Genomic DNA, 23,822 nt, shown 5'->3' with positions numbered 1-23,822 from the left:
GAAGAGCATCGAAGCGCTTCGAATAATCTGTCGGCGTCACCTCAAGGAAGCCCCACGTGTCCGTACACACCCCGCACACGCCACCACCTTTCCGCGATCCGCAACTGCCCTTCACGAAGCGCATCGACGACCTTCTGTCCCGGCTCACGCTCGACGAAAAGGTGGGATTCCTGCACCAGTTCGCGCCGGCCGTGGAGCGCCTCGGCATCGCCGCGTTCCGCACCGGCCAAGAGGCTCTGCACGGCGTGGCCTGGATGGGCCCGGCCACCGTCTTCCCGCAGGCCGTCGGTCTCGGCGCAACCTGGAACACCCATCTCGTACGCCGGGTCGGCGAGGCTGTCTCCAAGGAGACCCGCGCGATGCGCGCCCGCGACGACCGCGTGGGCCTGAACGTCTGGTCCCCCACGGTCAACCTCCTGCGCCACCCCCTGTGGGGCCGAAACGAGGAGGGCTACTCCGAGGACCCGAAGCTCACCTCGGCCATCGCCACCGCGTACACCCGTGGCCTGCGCGGCGACCACCCGACGTACTGGCGCACCGCGCCCGTCCTCAAGCACTGGCTGGCCCACAACAACGAGACGGCCCGTGACGTCACGTCCTCCTCGGTCCGCCCGCGCGTGCTGCACGAGTACGACCTGCGGGCCTTCCGCGAGACGGTCGAGGCGGGCGCGACGGCAGGCGTGATGCCGGCGTACAACCTGGTCAACGGCCGCCCCAACCACGTCTCCCCGTACCTGCGCGAGCACCTGCGCACCTGGACGGACGAGGACCTCCTCGTCTGCTCGGACGCGGGCGCGCCCTCCAACCTGGTCGACTCCGAGCACTACTTCGACACCCACGAGGAGGCGACGGCCGCCGCGCTGCTGGCCGGCGTCGACAGCTTCACCGACCACGGCACGGACAGCTCGAAGATCACCGCACGGGTCCGAGGAGCCCTGGAACAGGGCCTGCTGACCGAGTCGGACATCGACACGGCGGTCCGCCGCCAGCTCTCGGTCCGCTTCCGGCTCGGCGAGTTCGACCCGGAGTACGACCCGCACGCGATCACCAGGGACTTCGACACCCCGGCCCACCGCGCCCTCGCCCAGGAGGCCGCCGAGCAGGCGGTCGTCCTGCTCAAGAACAGCGCCGGCCTGCTGCCGCTCGCACCCGACACCCGGCTCGCCGTGGTCGGCGTACTCGCGGACGAGTGCAAGCTCGACTGGTACAGCGGCACGCTCATCCACCGCTCGACCCCGTTGGAGGGCCTGTACGAGCGGTTCGGCGCGGAGCGTGTGGAGTTCGCGGAGGGCGTGGACCGGATCCTGCTGAAGACCTCGGCCGGAACCTTCCTGCACGTCCCCGAGGCGGACGCAGCCGACGACGTGCGCGGCGCCGAGGGCGCCCTCGACCCCGCCCTGCTCGCGGGCCGTACGGACCTGCCCCCGCTCACCACCGACGCGACCGGCACGGAGTTCGCGCTCGTCGACTGGGGCGAGGGCGTGCTGACCCTGCGCTCCCCCGACGGCCGCTATCTCTCGGTCGCCGAGGACGGCCGTGTCCGCGCCTCCGCCGACCAGCCCGGAGGCTGGGTCGTGCAGGAGACGTTCCGCCTGGAACCGCACGAGAACGGGCACCTTCTTCGGCACATCGGAACGGGTCACCACATCTCTGTCGCCCCCGACGGCCTCAAGGTTGCCGACGGGAACGGTGAGATCTTCGAGGTCGTCGTCGTCGAAAGCGGCGAGGACGCGGTGGAGAGGATCGCCTCGCAGGCGGACGTGGTCCTGGTGGTCGCGGGTAACGATCCGCACATCAACGGCCGCGAGACCGAGGACCGTACGACCCTGGCCCTCCCCGCCCAGCAGGAGCGCCTCCTGCACGCGGCCCGCACGGCCAACCCGAACACGGTGCTGGCGCTGGTGTCGGCGTATCCGTACGCCCTGGACCACACGTCCCTCCCGGCGATGCTCTGGACGTCCCACGGCGGCCAGGCGGCCGGCACCGCCCTGGCCCGCGTCCTCGCCGGCGACGTCTCCCCCGCCGGCCGCCTCCCGCAGACCTGGTACGCCGACGACGCCGACCTGCCCGACCTCCTCGACTACGACGTGATCGGCGGCCGCCAGACGTACCTCTACTTCGAGGGCACGCCTCTCTTCCCGTTCGGCCACGGCCTGTCGTACGCGTCCTTCTCCTACGACGGCCTCACCACTCGCGTCGAGGACGGGACACTGCACGTGTCCTTCACGGTCGGCAACACCGGTGACGTCACCGCGGACGAGGTCGCCCAGCTCTACACCCGGGCCACGGAGCCGTCGGTGCCACGGCCCCGCAGGGAACTGGCCGCGCACGAGCGTGTGACGCTCGCGCCCGGCGAGGTCACGGAGGTCGCTTTCCGGGTGCCGATGTCGGCCTTCGCGTTCTGGGACGTGGCGCAGGGACGTCAGCGGGTGGAACCGGGCCGCTACGAGATCCTCGTCGGAGCGTCCAGCGAGGACATCCGCCTGACCCGGACCGTTCACCTCGACGGCGAGCCGTCCCTCCCCCGGCCGGTCATGGCGGGCGGCCTGGACGCGGCGGACTTCGACGACCAGCGCGACACGGAGATCGTGGACCGCACGAAGACGTCGGGTGACTCCGTGGCCCCTGTGGCCGGCCGGAGGGGCGAGCTGCTGTTCTGCGACTGTGACTTCGGAAAGGGGGCTACCGGGATCACGGTGGAGGCCGCGGGTGAGGGTACGGTCGAACTCTCGCTGGGTGACGGTCCGGTACTGACAGTGCTCACGCTCTCCCCGGGTACGGCCGGGCCCCGCGACTACGCCACGGTGAGCGCCCCCGTCGTCGTGGCGGCCGGTGTGCACGACGTCCGCCTCGGACTGCGTGGCCCGGTGCGGCTCGCGCGCATCGCCTTCTCCGTCTGAGGTCCGCGTCGACCCCATGTGCACGGCAGCCGCCGCACAGGAGTCCGGCACCGGACGGCTTCGGTGCCGGACTCGGCTTCTTCGGGCCTGCGTTCGACATGGTCCGACGCCCCGAACGTGACGGCACTCGGCCTTCTCCAGCGCCGGGGCGGGCCGCACCGTTTCAGGGGTCGGATGTCCCGTAGCCGGACCTGTGGTGCTCTTGGGTGATCAGTGCCGTCACCAGCCTGTCGACAGACCGGCGATGAACGAGGTGAGCCGGTCGGCGATGCGTCGGTCGCCCTGGGCCGAGTAATGCCAGTCGCAGCCGAGGAAGTCCAGGCCCGAGTCGTCTCCGCGAGGCTGTCGGGTGTCCACGGCTCACCGGGGTTGACGGAGGTCGAGACGTCGTTGGTGCCGAGGTTGACCACCACGAGCCGGGGGCGCCAGGTACCCGGGGCCCCTTTCTTCCGGTCCAGGAATCAAGGAGTCGGCCAACTCGGCCGCCAAGCCAGAAAGACCCTGGGGACTGCAGTAACTCGTGAGGGATCCCACAAGCGCGTCGATCGGTTGGCGCGCGGACGGCGAGGGAGTTATCGTCGACTGGTAGAACGACCGGTCTTCCTCCCTCGTGAGGAAGCCCATATCGGCCTTCCCGGCCGGGCTGCCTCCAGACGGGGATCTACCAGTAGGTCGCCGGTGCACGTCGAAGAGAGATCGAAAGGTTCCGTGAAACCAATCCGCGCCCCGGCCCAGCCGGGGCACCGCGCAGAGCCGCTGCCTCATGCGGCTCCGACGGGATCAGCCTCCCGAGCGGATCAGCCGGACCGCGTTCAGCAGGGTCTTGTGGGCGGCCGTCGTGTCGTCCAGGTAGCCGGCGGCCATCGCGCCGTCGTACAGCATCAGCAGCGCACCGGCGGCCGACTCCGGGTCGGCGTGGCCGAGCCGGGTGAGCAGTTCCTGGAAGAGGTTGCGGATCCAGTCCCGGTGGGTCGTCACCAGGCCACGGACCGGGTGGTCGGCGTCCGGGTACTCGGCGGCCGCGTTCAGGAACGGCGATCCGCGGAAGCCGCGCTCGCGGGCGTGCTCGGCGATCGCCTCGAAGATCAGGTCGATCGCCTCCGCGGGCGGGTGCGCGGCGGCCAGTGGTTCGGCCACCTCCTTGTAGTAGGCGTCCTTGGTCAGCAGGTAGGCCACGACCAGGTCGTCCTTGGAGGCGAAGTGCCGGTAGAAGGTCGCCTTGGTCACCCCGGCCTCGGCGATCAGCCGCTCCACGCCGATCGCGCGTACACCTTCGTAATAGAACAGCCGCGACGCGGCCCGGACCAGGCGTTCGCGAGGAGGCAGGTCTCCTTCGACCGTGTTCTCCTGACGCTTGGGGTCGGTTGTCTTCTGCCCAGTAGTACTCACTTCCCCATTCTGCCCGTGGCCCGGCCCTGAGTGGCTCCCACCCCCATACGGCCTGCCAGGGCCGTCACTCCCCATCCCGTACGGCCCGAGCAACCTGGCCGCGCATCGAAAGGTTTGAACGATGACTCGTCGTCTTGAAGGAACCGTCGCCCTGGTCACCGGCGCGTCCAGCGGCATCGGCCACGCCACCGCCCTCGAACTTGCCCGCGAGGGCGCGTCCGTGGCTCTGGTCGGCCGGCGCGAGGACCGGCTCATCGCCCTCGCTGCGGAGATCTCAAGCGCCGGTGGCAAGGCCCTGGTCGTGCCCGCCGACATCACCACCGCCGAGGCCGCCGCGGAAGCGGTTGAGCGGACTGTCGAGGGCCTGGACCGCGTGGACACGCTGGTCAACAACGCCGGCCTCATGCTGCTCGGCCCCACCGCCGGCGCGGACCTGAACGAATGGCAGCGCATGGTCGGCATCAACCTGATGGGTCTGATGTACACCAGCCACGCGGCCATCCCGCACCTGCTCAAGGCCGCCGCCGACGGGCCGCGCCGGGTCGCCGACATCGTCAACATCAGCTCGCTGAACGGCCGCAACGCCTACGCCATGATGGCCGTGTACACCGCCACCAAGTTCGGTGTCACCGGCTTCAGCGAGGCGCTGCGCCAGGAACTGGCAAAGCAGCATGTCCGTGTGTCCATCGTCGAACCGGGCAGCGTCGACACCGAACTGCGCACCCATAACTCCGACGCCGTCCAGCAGCTCCTCAACGCCGGACTCGGCGACATCGAACGGCTGCAGAGCCAGGACATCGCCGACACCGTCGGCTACATCGTCACCCGCCCCCGGCACGTGGCCGTCGCCGAACTGCTCGTACGCCCCACCGAGCAGGCCTGAGCCCCAGCCCGGGGTCCACTCCGGGACAAGCAAGGAGGCGTGGTGGCGGTCGGCACGCCTGTCGCAGCAGCCAACACCATCGTCCGTGTCTGCCTGCTGCCGGCCACCGCCATCGCATGCGGAGACGGCCTGCAGCAATAGGCGCAGGGAGGTCCGGCGGACACGGACAACCTGCAGCGCTTCATGGCAGGCATCTACATCGGCTGGGCTCCCCTGTTTCCGGTACGGCATTCCCAGCCCAGCGGGAGTCTTCCTCGCCTGCGCCCTCCTGGATTTCCTCCTCGCACCGCCTCGCCGCCGAGACCTCCTCGGGCGGCCTCATTTTCGGCCTGCCGATGCACCACCTCGCCGTGCCGACGCTTCCCTTAGGCGGCATCGGCGAAAGCGGCAGGGGCAACTACCACGGCCGCTACTCCATCGAGACGTTCAGCCACCGCAAGGCCGTCCTCGACGTCCCGCTGAGGTGCACCATCCCCTCAGGGCGGCCGCACGCATTCCACCTGGCGACCTCACGCGCGCGCCGCGGTCCGGCAGCCCTCGGAAGAACGCACCCGCATGCGCGACTTCGTGGGTGGTGCCGATCGGTCATCGGCGTCTCCAACTTCACCCACCGCACCCGGGCCCAGTTGCTCAACGAGAGCAGCACCACGCCCATCCTCAACCAAATCGAGCTGCATCCGCACTTCTCTCAGGACGAGATCATGACCGCTGCCGCCGAACTGACATCGCCGTACGCCTCCCAAGAGGCCGACGACCTCGAACGCAATAGCAAGGAGCAGAAGCGCATCATGGACGACACGCTGCTGGAGCGGCTCGGCGCCGGCAAGTACATGCTGGTCACCAGCTACCGCAAGAACGGCACCCCGGTCGCCACCCCGGTGTGGGTGGTGCGCGACGGTGACACGCTGGGCGTGCGGACCCCCGCCGACTCCTGGAAGGTCAAGCGGATCCGGGCCCGCAGCGACATCCTCGTCGGCCCCTGCGACCTGCGCGGCAACCCGACGGGCGACCAAGTCCCGGCCAGCGCCGAGATCGTCGACGAGGCGACCGGCGCCCGCTACCGCTCCCTCATCGCCCGCAAGTACGGCATCCTCGGCCGCCTCATGATCCTCCACAGCCGACTCCGGGGAGGGGACAGCACTCTGGGCATCCGTGTGCGGCTCGCCTCGTAGCGGGTGACGTACCCTCAGCTCCCCGCCCGGTAAGGCTCGCCGAGGAGCTCGAAGGTCGGGTGCCGCACTTCAGTCACGTACGTCGGCGCTCTTGTGTCCCATCCACTCGCTTCCAATGGTTGCCCATCCCCCAATGCGGATACGGCTCACGAGGGTCGGTCGGCTGACGCAAAAGTTGGCCGTCGAACGTGCCGCGCTTTTCGGCGTACCACTCGATCATCTCCCTGATACGAGCGGGCAGGGGCACATCGCGGTACTCCCCCGCCTTCCTGTGCTTGAGAGGCCCGTACTGACGGGTCGACAGCACCACCTACTCGGTGACCCGGTACACGTCATCAGCCACGATGTTGTTCACGTTCGCCGCGAACGCTTCGCCGTTCCGCAGACCGCAGCCACTCATCAGGTCGACGACCAGCCTGAAGGCGTCGTCCCCTGCGGTTCATATCGCTCGAAGCTGTTCGAGGGACGGAATCACCGGCCGAGCCGGGTCGTACTGCGGCGGCTTGACGCCATCCAACGGGTTGTCGGAGAAGATACCGAGCCGATGCGCGTCGAGGAGGACCGGGCCACACCGGCGCCGTTGCGTTCCATGGTGCGGATGAAGCCGTCGACCACCTTGTGGTCGAAGGAGTTCATCCGCCGGCTGCCGAGTGCCGGGTAGAGATGATGTTCCAGGAGCGAGTCGAGGTGCCGTAGCGACGAGGCGGCCAGGTGTCGTTGGCCGGCCTTCCACTCCTCGACGTACTCCTCGAAGCGCATCCTCCCGTACTTCTGGACGCGCTCCGCCTTCGACTGGGACCGTGACGTCGCCTTCTTCTGGTTGTAGACCTCCATCAAACGCGCGATCGCCTTGCCCTGGGTTCCGAAGCCGGACTCCTCCGTCTGCTTGCCCCGCATTGCGGTACCGGATCTTGTACTCGTGTGGGCACTTCGACCAACGAGACTCGGGATGCTCGCAGTCCTTGAAAAAGGTGCCCATTCCGCGGGCGAGCACGCGTGCCGCCATGTGGTGCTGTCTCCTCGGCGTCGAATGCTGACCTTTTGCTGACGTCCGAGGGTCTTCGATGCCCCTGACCTCGGAAGAACCGCCGAATCCGTGATATGTGGTGGAACTTCGTCGGGCGTACGCAGGACGATGTCCAACAGGCCTGCGAGGACTGGATGAGCGGGTCGGGATTTGGGGAAGTGAAGGGGGCTGATCAACGGCATACGGTGGCGGACCCGAACCGGCGCGCGGGCGTGACGTTCCGTAGCGGTACGGGCCGTGGGACCGGGCCTACGACTTGTTCCGGCGGTGGCAGCGTGATGGCGCCTGGAAGCGGATCTTCGAGCAGCTACGGGCCAAGGCTGACGCAAAGGGCCTGATCACGTGGGATGTGAGCGTGGACTCCACTGTCGCCCGTGCCCACCAGCACGCCGCCGGGGCGCGTAAAAGGGGGATCTCCAAAAAGAGCCTCCGGGAGGGGTCGATACCGAGCCTGACGACCACGGTCTCGGGCGCTCGCGCGGCGGGTTGACCACCAATCTGCACTTGGCGGTCGAGCAGGGACAGAAGCCCCTGTCCCTGCTCATCACTGCCGGCCAGCGGCACGACAGCCCCCGGTTCCAGCCGGTTCTGGACGGCATCCGCGCGCCGCGGACCAAACCGGGCCGACCGCGCACCCGACCGGTCAAGGTCCGCGCCGACCGGGCCTACGGGTCCCGAGCGAACCGCGCCTGTCTGCGCCGACGCGGCGTGCAGTGCACCATCCCGGAGAAGGCTGACCAGATCCGCAACCGCCAGAAACTCGGCTCCCGAGGCGGCCGCCCCCCGAAGTTCGACAAGGACGATTACAAGGAGCGGCACGCCGTGGAGTGCGGGAGCAACCGGCTCAAGCGCCACCGCGCGGTCGCCACACGGTACGACGGACTCGCCGCCCGCTACTACGCGACCGCGCTGGTCGCAGCCATCAACGAGTGGCTATGACCAGCACACCTGTACTTTGCAGTGAGCTACCGCGACGCGCGCGGCGCGGGGATCAATGCGTCAGTGTCCGTCCGCCGTAATGCCGGTGTCGCGCCGCCTTGGCGCAGTCATAGCCCATCACAAGATCAGCCCGACGTGCAGGTCGTCTGCGAAGTCGGCCGTGTCCGTGAGACCGAAGGCCACGCGCTGGAGGAGGAATCCGTGCAGCAGCCCCATCACCGCGCGGGCTGCGCGGTCTGGGTCCATGGAGGCGGGCACCGTGCCCGCGGCCCGGCTGCGGCGCAGAGCGTCGGCGATAGTGGCGCGGACCTTTTCGAAGCCCTCCGCGGCTGGGCCGCGAACCTCATCGTTGCGCAGCACCTCCGCCCACGTCTGCACGACGCAGCGCAGCAGTTCCTCCACTGGGACCTCGTGCCCCGCCGCGTCCTGCACCGTCTCGCCGCTGATCGTGTCGAGCGCGGCGGCCACCAGTTCCGCGACGGACGGGGCGTCTGCGCTCTCGGCCAGCCGCTCAACCGGCTCGAAGATCAGCCGGAACGCGTCGCCCGCGATAGCGAGGATGATGTCCTCCTTGCCGGTGAAGTAGCGGTAAGGCGCGCCGGCAGAGACGCCTGCCTCCGCGGCGATGTCCGGCATCGAGGTCTGGTGGAACCCGTCGCGGGCGAAGCAACGACGGGCCGCAGCGACTATCTCCGCACGCTTCGCCTCGCGGCGCCCGGCTGTGATGCGCGGCATGGTCGCCTCCTTCATCGTGAATGAACATTCATCTTGACAGCTCTACCGTTCCGGGAACACCCTAAAAGTGAACGGTCATTTACGGAAGCGGGCCACTCTGCGGACTTCCGGGGAGGAGATCCACTGATGAGCACCAAGCTGAGCATCGGCGTCTACGCATACGAACACACCGAGGCACTGTTCGACGGCCGGGTCACGGTCGACGGGGTGGATGCGAGGTTCGAGACGGCACCGCTCGTGTCGGACATCTTCCGCCGCGCCGTCGAGGGACACTACGACCTCGCCGAGCTCGGTCTCACCTACTTCCTGCGCACCTTCGACCTCGACGACGCGCCGTTCCTGGCGCTGCCGATCCTGCCGAACCGCAACTTCCGCCACTCGGCGATCTTCGTGAACACCGCCGGCGGGATCGTGAAGCCGCAGGACCTGGCCGGCAGGACCGTCGGCGAGTTCGCTCTCTACGGCCACGACGCCGGGATCTGGCCGAAGGGCATCCTGGCCGACGAGTACGGCGTGACCCCCGGCCAGTGCCGCTGGGTGATCGGCGGCACCAACCACCCCATCCCCGCCTTCGACTGGATCTCGCAGCCCGTCCCGGACGGCGTCGACGTGCGCCACGCGGAGGAAGACCAGACCCTGGGTGCCATGCTCGAATCCGGCGAGATCGACGCGCTGATCTCCGTCGACGTGCCGAAGGCGGTGCTGGACGGCTCCCCGAAGGTCGCCCGCCTGTTCCCCGACTACGAGGCCGTGGAGCGCGACTACTACCGCCGCACCGGGATCTTCCCCCCGATGCACATCGTCGCGATCCGCAGGGAACTGGCACATCGGCGGAGCCTCACGCGAGCCGTCTACGACGCCTTCACGGAAGCCAAGGAACTCGCCGAGCGGAAGTACCTCGACGACGCCGCGAAGCAGCACATGAGCGTCATCACGCCGTGGTTCAGCACGCTGTTCGAGGAGAACCGTCGGCTGCTCGGCGACGACTGGTGGCCCTACGGGATCGGCGCGAACCGCAAGGCCATCGACACCTTCTTGCGTTACCACCACGAGCAGGGCCTGTCGAAGCGCCGGCTGACGTGCGAGGACATCTTCGTGCCGGAACTCCTCGACACCTGAGTCGAGCGGCAAAGGCGTTTCGGGCTTGCCGATCCGAGAAGGCGAGACTGGTCGTCGTCATGGCCACCTGCCGATTGGCTATGCCCAGCACTTTCGCAACAGGCCCTGGTACCACCCGCTCCACTCCACATCGAAGTGCAAGCTGATCGCCCGGCCATTCGCGGAAGACCCCATCTTGCAGAGCACGCCCAACGCCTCACGGGAGAGACCGATGCGCAGATGGGCCTGTGCCACCAGGAGCCGGTCGGTGAAGGCCAGTTCGTGCTTCGGCCCGGCCCCCGCCTCCCGCCGACGGTCGCCCTCACGTCACCCATGACGCCCGGACTCACAGCGCGCCACCCGGCGCGGGGCGAATTCCGCGACCAACTCGCCCCAATGTTGGCGCGACAGCCCGCGGAAGGACGGATGGGACATTGCCGTGCGGGCCTGTTTGATCTTCACGGATCAGACAATTCGCGGGGCCGTCTCCATGTCCACACACACCGGCCAAGATCAATCGCAGGTCGGCCGACTAGGGTCGGAGGCATGACAACACCCTTTGCCGGCAGTGCATTCGACTCGCTCCGCCTCGACGCCGTGCCCGACCAGGAGGCGCTGCGCCGGGTCTACGAAGCCCCCAGCGCCGCGGCCGTGCGGAAGCAGATGACCGAACTCACCGAGCAGACCCGGCGGTTGATCGGCTGCTCATCGCTGGTCCTGGTCGCCAGCGCGGACGCCGAGGGCAACTGTGACGTCTCCCCGCGCGGTGGCCCCGCCGGGTTCGTGGCCGTCCTGGACGCACGGACCGTGGCGATACCGGACGCGACCGGCAACAAGCGTCTGGACACCCTGCAGAACGTCGTCGCCACCGGACGGGCCGGGCTGCTGTTCGTCATCCCGGGGCGCACCACGACGCTCAGGGTGAACGGCCGGGCCTGCGTCTCCACCCGCCCGGAGCTGCTGTCGCAGCTGACCGCCGTGGGCAAGCCGCCGGCCAGTGCGCTGGTGCTGGGGATCGAGGAGGTCTACCCGCACTGCCCCAAGTCCCTGCTGCGCAGCGCGGCCTGGAAGCCGGAGCAGTGGCTGTCGGCGGACGCCCAGCCGGCCTCGGCCGAGGTGACGCTGGCCCAACTGCGGATGCCGGAGCTGACGATCGCCGACATCGAGCAGGCGGAGGCGGACTCGCTGAAGTACCGGTACGAGTAACGGGCCGACCTGCGACTGCTGAACCACCAGCCAGCCGAACGCCCGGCCGGCACGCCCCAAGATCAATCGCGGGGCAGCCCGTCAGGAGAGGAAGCCTGCGGCCTGGAAGGCAAACGCACTGCTGACGGCAGAACTGCAAGCAAAGCCAGCCAGCGTTCCAGCTGGTCAGAGGCGTAGGGTGACGTGGTGGGTGACCAGTGGGTGTGCCGGCGCCGCTGTGTCCGGCCTTGATGGGGGTGGCGTTGAACCGTTCGCAGCGGACGATCTCGTAGGTGAGGTTGACACTGCGGGCCGGTAGGTCCTGGGAGCCGTCGTTGCCTACCAGGGCCTGGATGTTGAAGCGCTCGCCGACGGTGTAGGTGGGGTCGGTCGCGTAGTCGGGGGTGCGGTTGACCAGGCTCGTCGAGAGGAGGACGGTCCAGTCGATGGTTGCCGTGTGCGTCGGCAGCACCGGGAAATTCTGGCCTTCGTTGAGGTTCTGCAGGCAGCAGCGGGCGTAGTTCTCACCGGCTCCGCCCGTTCCGGCCCATCCGCGAGGGCAGTCTCTGGTCTTGCCGCCTGTCATCGGTCGGCGGGTTCGGCCTGGGGGTGCCCAGCGGGACGGACGTACCTCCGTGCCTCCGGGGGCTGCCCGCGGCGCCCGTGAAGGACTCCTCGCGGAAAAGGTCGTACACGCATCCGGCGACGAACTCACCATCCAGGGCGGCTCCGACGGAGATGCGGGCGAGCGGGATCCCGCGGACGAAGTTGCCGGTGCCGTCGATGAGGTCGACGACGTACCAGGTGCTCGTCCACGGCGGTGTCAGCGGCGGTGACGTAGTCGAAGGGGCCTTTGGCGTGGGTGGCGAAGCGCGGGTTCCTGTTCGCGCAGGAAGCGGGCGGCGGCTCGGCAGGAGGTCTCGGCCACGGTGGCCGGTTCGGCCGCCCGCGGGGGTGGCGTGGTGGTCGTCGCGTTGGTCATGGGTGTGGGGCCGATCGACGGGGTGTGCGCGGTAACGACGTAGGAGGAGAACAGGCCGTCACGCAAGGCTGGCAGGAAGTCGAGGGGGCACAGGCTCAGCCTGTGCCCCCTCCGAGTGGCATGAACCGGCCATATCGGTCGGTGGACAGCCACGGCGAGTGGGCATGGCTCCGGCTGTGACCGGATCGGTCCGTACCGGGACCCGATGACGCCTGTCGCCGCTCCGGCCCCGCCGGTCAGGCTTGGGGGCATGACCCGAGCACTGATCGTCATCGACGTACAGGAATCCTTCCGCGCCCGCCCGCTGTGGGAGACCATCTCCAACCCGAAGATCGCCGACCAGGTGGACCGACTGGTCCGGCTCGCCCGCCAAGCCGGGGACCTGGTGCTGTGGGTGCTGCATTCCGAGCCCGGCAGCGGCGATGTCTTCGACCCCGCCCTCGGCCACGTCCGGCTGATGGAGGAGTTGCAGCGCCGGGACACGGAACCGCTGATCCACAAGACCTCGCACAACGCCTTCACCACCACCAACCTGCAGCAACTCCTCACAGAGCGCGGCATCCGCGAGCTCACTGTCTGCGGTATCCGAACCGAGCAGTGCGTCGAGACCACCACCCGCGTCGCAAGCGACCTCGGCTACCTGGTCACCTTCGTCATCGACGCCACCGCGACCAACCCCATCCCGCACCGTGACGCTCCCGCCGACCAGAGCGTCGCCGAACTGCTGTCGGACCCCCGCACCCTGAGCGCCGAGGAGATCATCAGGCGCACCGAATACGCCCTTGCCGGACGCTTTGCGGCCATCACCACCGTCGGGCAGCTGGAGGCCGCGGCCGGGCCTCGGGCATGATGACCGGATCGTGAGCCACATCGCCTTCCTCCTGGTGCCCGGACTCCATCTGCTGGACCTGGCAGGCCCCGCGCAGGTCTTTTCCACGGCCGCCGACTTCGGGCACCCCTACACCCTCAGCTACATCGCCGAACAGCCGCTGGTCCCCACCGCTCAGGGCCTGCCACTGGTGGCCCGGCTCGACTGGCCCGAGCTCGGCCCCGACGACCTGATCGTGGTGCCCGGCTGGCGGGCGCCCACCCTGACCGGCGGTCCCGCCATCGGCGCGGCCTCCCTGGAGTCCCTCCGGGACCACCACGCCAGGGGCGGGACCATTGCCAGCGTCTGTGCCGGAGCCGAGGCGCTCGGCCGCGCCGGCCTGCTCGACGGCCGCCGCTGCACCACCCACCACGATGTGCAGGACGAGCTCGCACGCCGCTACCCGAGGGCGATGGTCGTTCGCGATGTCCTGTACACCGCCGACGACCGAGTGGTCACCTCAGCCGGCATCGCCAGCGGCATCGACCTGGCCCTGCACCTGGTCGCCACCCGGCACGGTCCCGCCGTCGCCGCACAGGTGGCCCGGGACATGGTCGTCTACGCGCGGCGCAACGGCCATGAACCGCAGGCCAGCGCGATGCTCCGGTACCGATCCCACCTCGACGACACCGTGCACCACGCCCAGGACCTGCTCGACGCCCGCTTCGACCAACCGTTGCCCCTGCCCGCCCTGGCCACGGCGGTGGGCGTGAGCGAGCGCACCCTCACCCGCCTCTTCACCCGCGCCACCGGCGGCCTCACCCCCCTGCGCTATCAGCAAACCCTCCGTCTCGAACGCGCCGAGCACCTCATCAGCCACGGCGCCACGGTCGATGCCGCCGCCCGCGCGGTCGGCTTCGGGGACCCCCGCATGCTGCGCCGCCTGCGAGCTCGCGAGCACTGACCAGTAGCAGCGAAGTCCGCGCCCCTGCCGCTACCTTCCGTGTCAACTCCGCGACATGCAGGGGAAGGTAGCTGTCCAGCGCGTCGGCGTCGTCGGCGGGCATGGCCGTGGACCGCTTGGAGGAAGCTCTCCGCCCAGCCGGGGAACCGTGCACGCTGGGCCGGGTCGTCGCGGTCGTCGCCGTCGTCGATGGTCTCGGCGATCTCGCCCGAGCCGGTATGTCGCCCCCTGTCCAGGACGATGCCGTCGCGGTGCTCCAGGAGCAGCCGGCCGATCTGCCGGGCAATGGGAAAGCTGCGCTCCTGCACGAGCATCAGGGCCCGCTCTGCGCGCTTTCAGCTGTCCGGTGCCGGCCTGCCCGCGCACGTACTGCCACAGCTTTGCGCGCAACACCGCGGCCTCGCCAACCAGGTTGCGGGAACCGCTCGTACGCCGGATCCCCGCCCGGCTCGTGCAGCCCCCGCAGCCAGCTCACGATACGACCGGTCTTCGCCACGGCTTCGGCCCGGGCATGACCTGCGTTCTTCCCAGCGAGTACCTACTCGCCGGGAACCTCAGATCTTCCGCAAACCTTTCCTCAGACCATTGCCGGACTTCCCGTCGGAGGTGAGGATTTCGGCCACCACCCCCCGGAAGATCCTCGTCCGCGCCCCTCTCCGGAGGGGTGAACCGGAGGTTTCATGACCGCCCGCCGTGTCCTGGTGGCCGCCGCATCCGCCGCGCTGCTCACCCTGCCCCTGCTCCTCCCCCAGGCTGCCGCCGCGTCACCCCCGGGAGTGGATCACGAGGCGTCGTCCGGGCTTCAGCCGCCCTCGAAACAGGCCGTCGCCGTCGGCAGCGGGGGCGCCGTTTCCAGTGTGAACCCGTACGCCTCGCAGGCCGGTATCAATGTGCTGAAGCACGGCGGCAACGCCGTGGACGCGGCCGTCGCCACGGCCGCCGCGCTGGGCGTCGTCGAGCCGTACTCGGCAGGCATCGGGGGCGGCGGCTACTTCGTCTACTACGACGCCCGCACCAAGACCGTCCACACCATCGACGGCCGGGAGACCGGACCGGCCCGTATGCGGTCCGACTCGTTCGCCGACCCGTCCACGGGCAAGGCGATCCCATTCGATGAGGCCGTCAACTCCGGCCTGTCCGTGGGCGTTCCGGGCACCCCCGCGACCTGGCAGAAGGCGCTGGACGACTGGGGCACCATCCCGCTGGCCCAGGCCCTGCGTCCGGCTACCCGCATCGCGGACGACGGGTTCGTCGTCAACGACCAGTTCCGCGCCCAGACCCAGATGAACGAGGCGCGGTTCCGGGACTTCACCTCGACCGCCCAGCTGTTCCTGCCAGGCGGCGAACTGCCCGTCGTCGGTACTCGCTTCCGCAACCCGGACCTGGCCCGCACCTACCGGGAACTCGCCCATGACGGCGTGGCCGCCGTGTACCACGGCGACATCGGACGCGACGTGGCGCGCACCGTCCAGAACCCGCCGGTGACCGCGGGCTCCACGCGCAAGGTGCGCCCAGGGCTGATGGAGACCGCCGACCTCGCGGGCTACCGGGTGGTGCCGCGCACTCCGACGCATACGACGTACCACGGCCTGGACGTGTACTCCATGGCGCCGTCGTCGTCCGGTGGCACCACGGTCGGCGAGGCGCTGAACATCCTGGAGAACTTCCACCTGTCGCCCTCCGACAAGGTGCAGGCGCTGCACGACTACCTTGAGGCCAGCCGGATCGCGTTCGCGGACCGCAACCGCTGGGTGGGCGACCCCGCGTTCTCCGACGTGCCGACCGATCAGCTGCTGTCGAAGGAGTACGCCAAGGAGCGCGCCTGCCTGATCCAGCCCGGCACGTCACTGACCAGCCCACTCGCCCCAGGCGACCCGCGCCATCCCGGCCAGGGCTGCGCGCAGGGCACCGGCAGTCAGGAGCCGTACGAGGGGCCGTCGACCACCCATCTGGTGGCCTCCGACCGCTGGGGCAACGTCGTCTCGTACACACTGACCATCGAGCAGACCGGCGGCTCGGCGATCACCGTGCCCGGCCGCGGGTTCCTGCTCAACAACGAGCTCACGGACTTCGACTTCACGCCGCTGACTGCGGGCGTGCCCGACCCGAACCTGCCGGGACCGGGCAAGCGGCCGCGCAGCAGCATGTCGCCGACGATCGTGATGCGTGACGGCAGGCCGCTGATCGCGGTGGGCTCGCCGGGCGGCGCCACCATCATCACCACGGTGCTGCAGACCCTCGTGAACCGTCTCGACCTCGGAATGTCCCTGCCGGAAGCGGTCGCGGCGCCGCGCATCTCGCAGCGCAACCGCGCCACGACCGAGGCCGAACCGGCCTTCCTCGACTCGCCGGAGCGCCCCGCGCTCGAAGCCCTCGGTGAACACTTCGTTCTGGCCCCGCCTGCCTTCACCCCGTCACCCGAGATCGGCGCGGTCGCCGCGTTGGAGTTCGGACCCCACGGGCAGGTCACCGCGGTGGCCGAACCGAAGCGTCGCGGCGGCGGCTCGGCGATGGTGGTCGACGAGACCTCCTGAAGCTGGACCGGGACCCGTCACCCTCCTCCCCCGGGTGACGGAGGCGGGCGCGCCGGCCGGCGTAGGCACACCGGCGCGCCCGCTGATCCGCTTGTGGTCGCGGGCGGGCAACAGGCACGTGCACCGCCCTTCGGCACTTCCGCCGGGCTGGGCTCTGACAGTGCTGAGTGCCGGTCGAGACAGGTGCACGTATGGGCTGACACGCGCGCCGGCACAGTGGCCCGGCCACGGCGCTCAGAGTGGCCAACTCGGGGGTCGTGTCCGGGCATGCCCAATTCCGCAGTTCAAAGAGCGTGTCGGCGCTTGGGACGCTCAACGCCGAGGCGGGATGCCCAACGTCTGTATGAGCTGGACGAGTTCCTCCTGGAAGAGCTTCTCGGGGCTGGTGGTCTGGGTGTGCATGTGGCCGTAGACCTCCAGTGACACCAGTCCATGCAGGTGCCCCCAGATGCGCAGGGCGAGGGCGACGGCTGCGGGCGGCAAGTCGGGGAAGGCAGGACGCACCTTGTCGAGGAGCCCGGGGTCGAAGTCGGACCAGTCGAAGGCGCTGTCCTGGTAGAGGTGCCGGGCGTGGGGCCTCCCTCGGGGGCCTGGTAGCCGGGCACGGGGTCGCCGTAGACAAGACGGGGACCTCATGGACTCCCCCACGGGCCAGGGCGACGTCCGTCTGAGCCAACCTGGCCGGTCGGCCTTCCAGTGCTGTCAGCCCCGACATGGCCCCAGAGAGGTGCTGCCAGTGCGGATGCGGGGCAGATCCGCGTTTGGCCGTCTCAGATGCTCTGTTTCTCTTCGCTTGTCGTCTCAGGTGATCTGGTCCTGCCCGGCTGCCCCCAGCTCCGGCCCCGAGCCCCGCGGCGTCGGGCACTTCGCCCCGGGCCTGGAGGAGCTGGGGGCGTCCATCTGCCTCCACACAGGGAAGATCACCGGGCTGAGCGTGACGAGGAGGTACACACCGCCGACGGTGAGCATCGTGGTGAACAGGCCCACCGAGTCGACAAAGAAGCCCGCGGCGAGGCCGCCCAGCGGGGTGATCGTCAGGACCGAGGCAGTGGTCGCACTGAGTGGGGGCAAGGTGTCGGTGAAGGCGGCAACCGCGAAGCGAGGCATGCCGACTATGAGGAACGCGATGGTGAACACCGGCCAGCGCCGGAAGCGGCTGGCCACCGCTCCATAGACCAGTGCCCCCGTGAGCGCGCCGGCGGAGAACAACGCTTCCAGGACACCCAGGCCGGCGGGGCCGCCCAGTTCGTCGCGTGCGTGAACCGGAAGGAGCACGGCGCTCCAGCCCTGGTCGAGGCCCCTGGTGGCCAAGGTCATGAGGCAGACGCTGAGCAGTAGCGGCGTGCGGAGTACACAGCGGTAGCCCTCGCTCAGCTCGCGGCGGTAGATGTGTGGCGTCGCCGACTTGGCCCGCAACTGAGGCTGGGCCTCGGCGAGGCCACGCAACCCGAACGCGAGAAGCGAGGCGGACACGGCGAAGGTTCCGGCGTCCAGGAGCAGGATGTTCTCGGCACCCAGAAAGGCGATGAGCACACCGCCGACAGCCGAGCCGATCATCCCCGCACAGCGTGCGGCGCCGTCGTACAACCCTGCGGCTCGGGTCAGTGGCATCCCGGATCGCTCGGCGAGCGTAGGCAACAGCACGCCGCGGGCAGAATCGCCCGGGGCATGGAACAGCCCCGTGACAGCCATCAGCCCGCACAGCATCCAGAAACACAGCACCCCGGCAAACTGCAGCAACGGGACCGCGGCGACCGTCGCTCCACACAGAAGGTCAGACGCGATGCCGACCCGCCGCCGCCCGATCAGGTCGATGACCGGACCGCCGACCATCGCGGACAGCACAACCGGCAGCATCGTGCAGAACGCAACGACCCCGGCCTTGGCGGCGCTCCCGGTGCTCTGCAGCACAAACCACGGCACGCCCATCCCCGTGAGCGCGTTCCCGGTGATGGAGACGACGTTGGCGGCAAGCACGGCGGCGAAGGGGCGGCGATCGCCGGGCAAGAGCATCTCCGCGGGGTCCGGGCATCGAGACCTGGCGCATCCTGGCACGAGAACGGGTCTCGGGGCACTGCAATATTCTCGGTTGGCGTTCAGCTGGGAACTCGGAGCTCAATTCGATTTCGGCCTCAAGTGCCCTGATTCACCGACGTGTTCAAGCCGGGTGTCGCTATGGCTCGTAGTCCGCCGCGGCACAGGACTTCTCAGGGTGACGTGATTCGGCCACCGATTCCGAAAGATCTTCTCCGCATCCTAAGAGCCGGTAACCCGGTCCTGAGGGCCCGTGCAGGCAAGCTGCGGGCGGCACCATCGCCTTGGCTTTGAGTGGAAACGATGCGTCCAGGAAGGTGCGAGCTGGTCAGTCGGTTCGGCCGAGATCCTTGCCGTAGCAGATCTCGACGTACAGACCCGTGCAGTATGCGGGGATCTCGCGGTAGCCGTGGCGGACGTACAGTGAGCGGGCCTCGACCAGGTCGAGGCGGGTGTTGAGGACCATCCGGGAGGCGCCGAGCAGGCGTGCCTCGCTCTCGAGCAGTTCCAGCAAGAGGCTGGCGCCCTTCTTGCCTCGGAAGGCGGGACGCAGGTAAACGCGGGTGAGCTCGGCGCGCTCGGAATCCAGCATCAGCAGCCCTCCGCAGGCGGCGGCCTCACCGTCGAAACGGCTCACGACGAACTGGCCCGTGGGCGGCGTGAGCAGTTCCACGCCGTCGTTGGTCAGGCCTTGGTCGATCTCCTCAAAGGTCGCGGGCCGCTTCCAGTAGCGGCTGGCGACCTCGTCGTAGTAGTCGCGGCGCAGGCTGGTCGCGTCCGCTGTGTCGAAGGCTTCAGGGGCCAGATGCCAGGTCATGAGAGTTCTATAGCGGGGGTGTGCCGCCTTCACCAATCGATTTCGGGGCCGGAGTTCGTAAGACGATCACGACCGGGTCTTCTTGAGACGTGAGAAGGTCTGCTCGACGGCATAACAGCGCTTGTCCAGGTCCTTGATGTTGGGGGCTCCCTTGCGGGAGATGACCGGTAGGATCCGGCGTCTGCGCAGCTGGCGGTGGTGGGGGGTGCTGTCGTATCCCTTGTCGCCGAGCACGGCGTCTGGTCGCCTGCGCGAGCGTCCGGGCTTGCCGGCGACGGGAATGTGCAGGCAGGCCTCCGTCCCGGGCCCCACTGGACGGAGGTCTGCATCCCTGGCCGGTGCTCCCAGTCAGGCGCGAATCGATCACACGGACTTCAGTGGCACGCGCATGAGGTCCGATGACACAGGCCCCCCGGCACGGCGCTGATCCACACTTCGCCGACGCCCCATCTCAGTCGGCCTGGTCCGAATCTCGGCTGATCCGGCCCGATTCGCCCTCGCCTCAGGCGATCTTGTCGATGTCACAGCTATGCGGTGAAGTTGAGGAATCCGAGGCTGCCGTCGGTCAGGGGAAAACCCGGAGTGGTTCAGCCCGGGCAGCCGCGGCCTGGCGCTTCAAGGCCGTGGGCTGCCCGGGCGTTCTCGGGATGCCAACCGCAGGTGTCAGCCTCGGAGCGCGCCGAAGAAGGCGCGGACGTCGGTGACGAACGCCTCTGGCTGCTCCAGCGAGAGGAAGTTGCCGCCGCGTTCCAGCTCGGTCCAGTGGGTGATGCTGTGCTCCCGCTCGGCGAAGCGCCGGATGGTGATGTCGGTGTGCAGGGCGACGGCCACGCCGGTCGGGACGGTGCCCCGCGCCTTCGGGGCCCAGGCGTTCGGGTCGTGGCGTGTCTCGTAGTACAGGTTCGCCGAGGAGCCCGCCGTGCCGCTGAACCAGTAGACGCTGATGTTGGTCAGCAGGCGGTCGCGGCCCACGGCGTCCTCAGGGAGCTCAGCGGCGGGGTCCGTCCATTCCTTGAACTTCTCGGCGATCCAGGCGAGTTGGCCGACCGGGGAGTCATGCAGTCCGTAGGAGAGGGTCTGCGGGCGGGTGGACTGGATGACGTTGAAGCCCATGCCGTCCTGCTGGAAGTTCTCCAGCCGGGCCAGCCGCTCCTGCTCGCTACCGGTCAGCCCGTCGAGTTCGGCGGGATCCCCGGAAGGGAAGGTGACCAGGCCGTTGACGTGAACACCGATGACCCGGTCGGGTGCCTGGCGCCCCATCTCGGCGGCGATCCAGGCTCCGCCGCCCGTTCCCTGGACGCCGTAGGCACCGTAGCCGAGCCGCCCCATCAGCTCGGCGAACGCGCCTGCGATGCGGCCGGTGTTCCATCCAGCCTCACCGAGCGGACCGGAGAAGCCGGTGCCGGGCGTTGAGGTCACGATGACGTGGAAGTCCTCCGCCAGCGGCTGGATGACCGCGACGAACTGCACGAACGAGCAGGGCCAGTCGTGCAGCAGAAGCAACGGCACGGCCGCCGGGTTCTGCGAACGGACGTGCAGGAAGTGGATGTTCTGGCCGTCGATCTCGGTGGTGAACTGCGGGAACTCATTGAGCTCCGCTTCCGCCTTGCGCCAGTCGAAACCGTCGGCCCAGTACGCGGCCAGGTCCTTGAGGTAGGCGGTGGGCACACCCCGGCTCCAGCCGGCGCCGGGGATCTCGCTGCCCCAGCGGGTGCGTGCCAGTCGCTCCCGCAGGTCATCGAGTTCGTCCTGCGGGACATCGATGCGGAACGGGTGGATCCGGGCGTCGGTGTTGCTGCTGCTCTCCATGGGTAAGACAGTATTCTCAATATAGGCACGGTACGTGCCTAATGGCACAACAGGCTGGGTCCCATGCTCGATACCTCCGCACGGTTGCTGCGCCTGCTCTCCTTGTTGCAGACCCCGAGGGCCTGGCCGGGATCCGAACTGGCCGAGCGCCTCGGGGTGAGCGGCCGTACCATCCGCAAGGACATCGACCGACTGCGCGAGCTCGGCTATCCAGTGGACGCCACGCGCGGAGCCACCGGCGGCTACCGGCTGGGCGCCGGGGCAGCGATGCCCCCGCTGCTTCTCGACGACGAGGAAGCCGTCGCGGTGACGGTCGCCCTGCGCACCGCTGCGCAGGGCGCCGTCCCCGGCACCACGGAGACCTCGCTGCAGGCGCTGGCCAAGCTGGAGCAAGTACTGCCCTCGCGGCTGCGCCGACGGGTGCGGACACTCCAGGCGTACACCGTGGCCGTGCCGGCGGACGGGCCGGTCCCAACCGTCTCCGCGGACGTGCTGACCACTCTGGTATCCGCTTGCCGCGACCGGGAGCGGCTGCGCTTCGACTACCTGGACCACGCCGGCACGCCCACCCGCCGCCTCGTGGAGCCGTATCGGGCGGTGAACTGGGGACGTCGCTGGTACCTGGTGGCATGGGACGTCGAGCGCGAGGACTGGCGGGCCTTCCGGGTCGACCGGATCCAGCCCCGCACCCCGACCGGACCGCGCTTCACCCCGCGCGAACTGCCCGGCGGTGACGCCGCGGCCTACGTCTCCCAACGGGTATCGGGCGCGGCCTGGCGCTACCACGCGCGGGTGATCGTCCACGCCCCGGCGACGGCGGTGATCGAGCAGATCAACCCCGCGGTTGGCACGGTCGAAGCACTCGACGCAGGCACCTGCGTCCTGGTCACCGGCGCCGACACGGTGCAGACTCTCGCGGTCCATCTGGGCATGCTCGACTTCGACTTCGACGTCACCGAGCCCGCAGAACTAGTCACCCATCTGCGTCGACTCGCGAACCGCTATGCCCGCTCCACACCGCCTGTCCCCTGAGGCGAAAAGACCCGCCAGGCCCGCCAAGGCAGGTACCGACCAGATCCGCAACTGCCGGGACCCGATCACCTCGGCTGGGCGTCGAACCCATCCCGCACGTCGTCCAACGAATCCTGCTCCCGCCGCCCAGCCCGTTCCAACATCTCACTGGCGCGCTCCGCTGCCTCGTCCTCGGAGCCCGGGAGTTTCGATTTTGCCTGGTCCGCAAGCTCCTGAGCCTTGTTCCAGGTTGCCGAAGGCCAAGCCCGCCCGCATCTCCAACCCGCCGACGTATGACGACCAGCTCGTCTCGTTTCCCGACGGTTTCGATCACGACGTCGTCGGTCTGGTGGAACCACAGGTCCTGGACGGTAGACACGTGCTAGGACTGCCCGTTCCAAGCGGGGAGTTCGGCGGCGGTGACGATGCTGCGGACGCCCAGACCCGCGCCGAGAGCCGGGGTGGTCTGGTCGACGATGACGGCGCAGCCGGCCCAGTGGCCGCCGCACTCCTCGACCATCGACCGCACGGCTGCCGCCTGGCTACCCGTCTCGATCCAGTCGTCGACCAGCAACACCCGTTCTCCAGAGCCCACCTTCGTCCGCTGCAAGCGCAGTTCCTGGCGCAGCCCCCGGTAGTCGGGGTCGCTGCGCCGGGTGATCTTTGCCCCGGGAAAGATCCCCTCCTGCTTGCGTACCGGAACGAAGCCGACGCCCAGTTCCACAGCCACCGCCGCGCCGAGCAGGAATCCCCGCGACTCGATGCCGCAGACCGCCGAGACCTCGTCGTCCCGGAACGACCCAGCCAAGCCACGGACCACCGCGGCAAGCGCCGCGGAGTCGCGGAAGATCCGCCAAACGTCAGCGTGACCGTCGATCCAGCGGAAGTGTTCGAGAACCAGGGTGCGTGCTTTGGACATCATGATCGCGAGTCTGTGGACGGACAGCAGTCCAAGCAACCGGAATCTCCATTCCAGGAACGCAGACCGACCACGCGATACGGCTCCGAGACTGACCAACGAGACTAAACCTGAAGCCTGTTGCAGAACGGGATCAGCGCGGGTTTCTCGCCGTGATCGGGAGGAATCGCGGCGAGGGCCGTGGCCGCGGTCTGATCCGCGGCGCCGATCCGGAGTATCCGGCGAACCGTCACGGCCGTCCGGAACCGCTGTCCGAGTGATCGTCTCACAGGCGCACAGGGTGGCGCGGAAACTGCTCACGGTCCCGGCAAGACGGCCAAGGACGCCGACCCATCGGTGCGGCGCCATGAGAACGCGGGGTACCGACAAGCACCGCGGTCGTCGGCCGGGGACAGCGGCAGTCATCACAGTGGCGAAGTGGGTCCGGCCGATCACTTACAGGCAGAAGTTCGCCCACGGCTGGGATTTCATCAACTGGTGGTGTAGATACGTCAGTTGTTGCGACTCCTAGATCGCAACAGGCGGTGATCGCGGCAACTTCAGTCGCTCGTCCTGCGATCGCCGACCCCCCTCATGCACAGCGAAAGGCACATGTATGGCGAACAACCGCAGAATG

At 68.9% G+C, this 23,822-nt stretch carries 20 protein-coding genes and 3 pseudogenes; 12 read left to right on the top strand and 11 right to left on the bottom strand.

Annotated elements, in window-relative coordinates:
* Positions 1-56 precede the first annotated feature (56 nt).
* Complete coding sequence (locus AV521_RS01500) at positions 57-2,900, top strand: glycoside hydrolase family 3 C-terminal domain-containing protein (RefSeq protein WP_076082395.1); 2,844 nt, start codon at positions 57-59, stop codon at positions 2,898-2,900.
* Between the two features lie 219 nt (positions 2,901-3,119).
* On the opposite strand, the gene AV521_RS50325 is transcribed toward AV521_RS01500, so the two are convergent.
* Both AV521_RS50325 and AV521_RS01495 read right to left on the bottom strand, forming a co-directional pair.
* On the bottom strand, positions 3,120-3,257 hold the full coding sequence (locus AV521_RS50325; RefSeq protein ID WP_256725385.1) for a hypothetical protein: 138 nt from the start codon (positions 3,255-3,257) through the stop codon (positions 3,120-3,122).
* A 423-nt stretch (positions 3,258-3,680) separates the two neighbouring features.
* Entirely contained in the window at positions 3,681-4,289 is a 609-nt protein-coding gene (locus AV521_RS01495) for a TetR/AcrR family transcriptional regulator (protein WP_256725384.1), read from the bottom strand.
* A 121-nt stretch (positions 4,290-4,410) separates the two neighbouring features.
* On the opposite strand from AV521_RS01495, the gene AV521_RS01490 reads away from it, so the two are divergent.
* The 3 genes and pseudogenes from AV521_RS01490 (at position 4,411) to AV521_RS01485 (ending at position 6,344) form a co-directional block, all read left to right on the top strand.
* Complete coding sequence (locus AV521_RS01490; protein ID WP_076082394.1) at positions 4,411-5,172, top strand: SDR family NAD(P)-dependent oxidoreductase; 762 nt, start codon at positions 4,411-4,413, stop codon at positions 5,170-5,172.
* Between the two features lie 287 nt (positions 5,173-5,459).
* Positions 5,460-5,633, top strand: a pseudogene (locus tag AV521_RS50040) (aldehyde dehydrogenase family protein); the annotation flags it as partial.
* A gap of 327 nt (positions 5,634-5,960) precedes the next feature.
* Complete coding sequence (locus AV521_RS01485; protein WP_076083410.1) at positions 5,961-6,344, top strand: PPOX class F420-dependent oxidoreductase; 384 nt, start codon at positions 5,961-5,963, stop codon at positions 6,342-6,344.
* 471 nt (positions 6,345-6,815) lie between these two features.
* On the opposite strand, the gene AV521_RS49025 is transcribed toward AV521_RS01485, so the two are convergent.
* A complete protein-coding gene (locus tag AV521_RS49025) occupies positions 6,816-7,241 on the bottom strand; it encodes a hypothetical protein (protein WP_076082392.1) in 426 nt (141 codons plus the stop codon).
* 204 nt (positions 7,242-7,445) lie between these two features.
* Between AV521_RS49025 and AV521_RS50320 the strand changes: the two are divergent.
* Together AV521_RS50320 and AV521_RS50315 are read left to right on the top strand one after the other, a co-directional pair.
* A pseudogene (locus AV521_RS50320) lies at positions 7,446-7,544 on the top strand (pirin family protein); the annotation flags it as partial.
* 286 nt (positions 7,545-7,830) lie between these two features.
* A pseudogene (locus tag AV521_RS50315) lies at positions 7,831-8,310 on the top strand (IS5 family transposase); the annotation flags it as partial.
* 117 nt (positions 8,311-8,427) lie between these two features.
* Here AV521_RS50315 and AV521_RS01465 read toward each other — a convergent pair.
* The gene (locus AV521_RS01465) at positions 8,428-9,060 is read right to left on the bottom strand and encodes a TetR/AcrR family transcriptional regulator (RefSeq protein ID WP_218639323.1); all 633 of its coding nucleotides are present in this window, start codon (positions 9,058-9,060) and stop codon (positions 8,428-8,430) included.
* Positions 9,061-9,171: 111 nt separating this feature from the next.
* On the opposite strand from AV521_RS01465, the gene AV521_RS01460 reads away from it, so the two are divergent.
* Both AV521_RS01460 and AV521_RS01455 read left to right on the top strand, forming a co-directional pair.
* Positions 9,172-10,164, top strand: coding sequence for a 4,5-dihydroxyphthalate decarboxylase (locus AV521_RS01460; RefSeq protein WP_076082390.1), 993 nt, complete (start codon positions 9,172-9,174; stop codon positions 10,162-10,164).
* Between the two features lie 525 nt (positions 10,165-10,689).
* A complete protein-coding gene (locus tag AV521_RS01455; RefSeq protein WP_076082388.1) occupies positions 10,690-11,349 on the top strand; it encodes an MSMEG_1061 family FMN-dependent PPOX-type flavoprotein in 660 nt (219 codons plus the stop codon).
* A gap of 503 nt (positions 11,350-11,852) precedes the next feature.
* Here the strand turns inward: AV521_RS01455 and AV521_RS52505 are convergent.
* Entirely contained in the window at positions 11,853-12,155 is a 303-nt protein-coding gene (locus AV521_RS52505; protein WP_371916993.1) for an inositol monophosphatase, read from the bottom strand.
* Between the two features lie 405 nt (positions 12,156-12,560).
* On the opposite strand from AV521_RS52505, the gene AV521_RS01445 reads away from it, so the two are divergent.
* The 3 genes from AV521_RS01445 (at position 12,561) to ggt (ending at position 16,616) form a co-directional block, all read left to right on the top strand.
* Entirely contained in the window at positions 12,561-13,160 is a 600-nt protein-coding gene (locus tag AV521_RS01445) for an isochorismatase family protein (protein ID WP_076082386.1), read from the top strand.
* Between the two features lie 10 nt (positions 13,161-13,170).
* Positions 13,171-14,082, top strand: a complete 912-nt coding sequence (locus tag AV521_RS01440) for a GlxA family transcriptional regulator (RefSeq protein ID WP_076082384.1) — start codon at positions 13,171-13,173, stop codon at positions 14,080-14,082.
* Between the two features lie 680 nt (positions 14,083-14,762).
* A complete protein-coding gene (ggt, locus tag AV521_RS01435) occupies positions 14,763-16,616 on the top strand; it encodes a gamma-glutamyltransferase (protein ID WP_076082382.1) in 1,854 nt (617 codons plus the stop codon).
* A 312-nt stretch (positions 16,617-16,928) separates the two neighbouring features.
* Here ggt and AV521_RS01430 read toward each other — a convergent pair whose 3' ends face one another.
* The 5 genes from AV521_RS01430 to AV521_RS01410 all read right to left on the bottom strand — a co-directional run bounded on the left by AV521_RS01430 (position 16,929) and on the right by AV521_RS01410 (position 21,276).
* Positions 16,929-17,252: a TetR-like C-terminal domain-containing protein gene (locus tag AV521_RS01430; protein ID WP_256725383.1), complete on the bottom strand. Its 324-nt coding sequence runs from the start codon at positions 17,250-17,252 to the stop codon at positions 16,929-16,931.
* A 165-nt stretch (positions 17,253-17,417) separates the two neighbouring features.
* Positions 17,418-18,623 carry an MFS transporter gene (locus AV521_RS01425; protein WP_371916988.1) on the bottom strand — a complete coding sequence of 402 codons (1,206 nt, stop codon included), beginning with the start codon at positions 18,621-18,623 and terminating at the stop codon, positions 17,418-17,420.
* Between the two features lie 355 nt (positions 18,624-18,978).
* The gene (locus tag AV521_RS01420; RefSeq protein ID WP_076082376.1) at positions 18,979-19,467 is read right to left on the bottom strand and encodes a GNAT family N-acetyltransferase; all 489 of its coding nucleotides are present in this window, start codon (positions 19,465-19,467) and stop codon (positions 18,979-18,981) included.
* Positions 19,468-19,533: 66 nt separating this feature from the next.
* Positions 19,534-19,701, bottom strand: coding sequence for a hypothetical protein (locus AV521_RS49015; RefSeq protein WP_179022766.1), 168 nt, complete (start codon positions 19,699-19,701; stop codon positions 19,534-19,536).
* A 429-nt stretch (positions 19,702-20,130) separates the two neighbouring features.
* The gene (locus tag AV521_RS01410; RefSeq protein WP_076082375.1) at positions 20,131-21,276 is read right to left on the bottom strand and encodes an epoxide hydrolase family protein; all 1,146 of its coding nucleotides are present in this window, start codon (positions 21,274-21,276) and stop codon (positions 20,131-20,133) included.
* A gap of 63 nt (positions 21,277-21,339) precedes the next feature.
* On the opposite strand from AV521_RS01410, the gene AV521_RS01405 reads away from it, so the two are divergent.
* Entirely contained in the window at positions 21,340-22,308 is a 969-nt protein-coding gene (locus AV521_RS01405; RefSeq protein WP_076082373.1) for a YafY family protein, read from the top strand.
* 361 nt (positions 22,309-22,669) lie between these two features.
* Here the strand turns inward: AV521_RS01405 and AV521_RS01400 are convergent, their stop codons facing one another.
* The gene (locus AV521_RS01400) at positions 22,670-23,209 is read right to left on the bottom strand and encodes a phosphoribosyltransferase family protein (RefSeq protein ID WP_076083404.1); all 540 of its coding nucleotides are present in this window, start codon (positions 23,207-23,209) and stop codon (positions 22,670-22,672) included.
* Between the last annotated feature and the right edge of the window lie 613 nt (positions 23,210-23,822).

It is taken from the genome of Streptomyces sp. IMTB 2501 (genome assembly GCF_001953885.1).
Taxonomy (GTDB): Bacteria; Actinomycetota; Actinomycetes; order Streptomycetales; family Streptomycetaceae; genus Streptomyces.
This window is presented reverse-complemented; position numbering and strand designations above follow the sequence as displayed.